This window comes from Streptomyces sp. NPDC006314 (assembly GCF_040613075.1).
Taxonomy (GTDB): domain Bacteria; phylum Actinomycetota; class Actinomycetes; order Streptomycetales; family Streptomycetaceae; genus Streptomyces.
The window spans coordinates 1-2429 of the sequence record NZ_JBEXRL010000066.1 but is presented as its reverse complement, the minus strand read 5'-3'; the positions used below and the strand labels follow the sequence as shown (position 1 = coordinate 2429).

Annotated in this window: 1 protein-coding gene; it reads right to left on the bottom strand. The window is 69.5% G+C overall.

Annotation, left to right across the window (positions count from 1 at the left end; translation table 11 throughout):
* Positions 1–2246: condensation domain-containing protein (locus ABZ079_RS36760; protein WP_356943788.1), on the bottom strand; the 2246-nt coding region annotated here is incomplete at its 3' end.
* Positions 2247–2429 lie beyond the last annotated feature (183 nt).

Genomic DNA, 2429 nt, shown 5'->3' with positions numbered 1-2429 from the left:
CCGGTGAGTTGGTGGGAGGTGGCGTGGTGGGTTTCGGAGGGGCCGTACTGGTTCTCGAGGAGGACGTTGTCGAGGGATTCCAGGAAGGCGCGTACGTCGGCCGTCAACCGCAACACCTCACCACCGGCCACGACTTCGCGGAGCGGGGGGACACATCCGGTGACCGCCGAGGTGGCCGCCAGCTGCTGGAGCAGTGACGGCGACAGATAGAGCCGCTCCACCCCGTGCCGGGCCATCAGCTCCAGCAGCCGGCCGGGGTCCTCCCGGTCGCGGTCGTCGGCCAGCACCAGTTGTCCGCCGGACGCGAAGGTGGTGAACGTCTCCTGCAGGAACACGTCGAAGCCCACGGAGGACAGCTGGACGCAGGTCTGCCCGCGCATCCCTGTTCCCACCTTCCAGGCCACAAGATTCCCGATGGTCCGCCGCGGTACGGCGATGCCCTTGGGGGTTCCGGTGGAGCCGGAGGTGTAGACGATGTACATGAGGGTGTCGGGGTGGGCGGTTCTGCGGGGGCGGCTGGTGGGCTGGCCGTCGATGGCGGTGCGGTGCTCGTCCCAGTAGTGGGTGAGGGGGCCGAAGGGGGCGGGGTCGTGGGGGGTGGTGCGTTCGGTGAGGACGAGGTGGGCCCGGGAGGTGCGGACCATGTGCTGGAGGCGTTCGTGGGGGTTGCGGGTGTCCAGGGGGAGGTAGGCGCCGTCGGCCTTGAGGATGCCGAGCAGGGCGATGACCGAGGTGAAGCCGGTGGTGCCGCAGACACCGACCACGCTCTCGGGTCCCACTCCGCGGGAGCGCAGGAAGTGGGCCAGCTGGTTGGCGCGGGCGTCGAGTTCGCCGTACGTCATCTCGTGGCCGTCCGACACCAGGGCCACCGTCTGCGGAGCCCGGTCCACCCACGCCTCGAACTCGCCGAGAACGTCGGTGAAGGCGTCCACAGCCGGTGTACCGGCATCGTCCAGGACGCTCATGGCGGGCGCCGCGGGTACCGCCAGTGGCGCGTCCGTGCGGTGCGCGAAGGCGGCCAGCAGGGCCAGGTAGTGCTCGACGAACCGCTCACCGCTCACCGGATCGAACAGATCCGCGTTGTAGCCGAGGGAACCCGTCAGTCCGTCCGGCCCTTCCTCGAGCAGCATCTCCAGGTCGAACCGTGTCGAGTGCAACGCTACCGGCACCCGCTCGACGTGCAGGCCGGACGGTGAGTCGACCGCCAGGGACTGGTCGAAGTCGAACCAGGTCTGGAACAGCGGGTTGACACCTGCCTGCCGCTCGTCCGTGAGGGCGTCGACCAGACGCTCGAACGGCACGTCCTGGTGGCGCAGTCCGTCCAGGCTCGCCTCCTTCGTGAGGCGCAGCAGCTCACCCGCCGTCGGGCAGCCCTCCCAGGCCAGTCGGACCGGCAGCGAGTTGATGAACAGCCCCACCATGTCCTCGAGTTCGGGCTGGGTGCGGCCGGCCGCGGGGACGCCCACGACGACGTCCGAGCGGCGCGCGTACACCGAGAGCAGGAACCCGTACGCGGCGAGCAGCACCATGAAGAGGGTCGCGTCGTGCGACCGTGCCAGCGCCCGCAGCTCGGCCTCGACCTCCGCGGGAACGCGGAAGGCAACCCGGCCTCCCGTTCCGGACGGCGTGGCCGGCCGCGGCCGGTCGGTCGGCAGGTCGATCACATCCGGCGCATCCTTCAGTACGCCTTGCCAGTAGGCCAGTTGTTCCGCAGCCTCTTCCGTGCCCAGCCACGCGTGCTGATGAGCGGCGTAGTCGGAGTACTGGAAGGGAAGGGCGGCCAGCGAACTCGGACGGCCCCCCCGACGGGCGTCGTAGAGAGACGAGAGCTCCCTCCACAGCACGGTGAGCGACCAGGCGTCGATGACCGAGTGGTGGAAACTCGCCAGCAGACAGTGGCTGTCGGCGGCGATGCGGAACAGCCGCGGGCGCAGCAGCGGTCCGGCGGCCAGGTCGAAGGGCCGGGTGGCCTCCTCCGACGACAGCTCATGGACCCGGTCCATCGCCTCGGCACGCGGGTGCCCGGACAGGTCCGTCAGCGGCAACCGCACGGCGGCGGCGGCATCGATGACCTGGAGCGGACCGCTCTGCGTGGTGGTGATCCGGGAGCGCAGCACCGAGTGGCGCCGTACCACCTCGGTCACCGCCCACTCCAGCGCGGACACATCCAGGTCGCCGTCGATCCGCCAGAGTGCCTGGGTGTTGTAGAGCGTGGAGTCCGGGACCATCTGGTCCAGGAACCACATGCGCTGCTGCCCGAAGGAGAGCAGACCCGGATCGCCCGTGGCTCCGGCGGACAGGAGGGCGGGGGCCGCCTTCGGCTGTGCTTCACCGACCCATTGGGCGAGTTGGTGGATGGTGGGGTTTTCGAAGAGGGTGCGGACGGGGCATTGGATTTTGAAGGCTTTGGTGATTCTGGTGGTGATTTG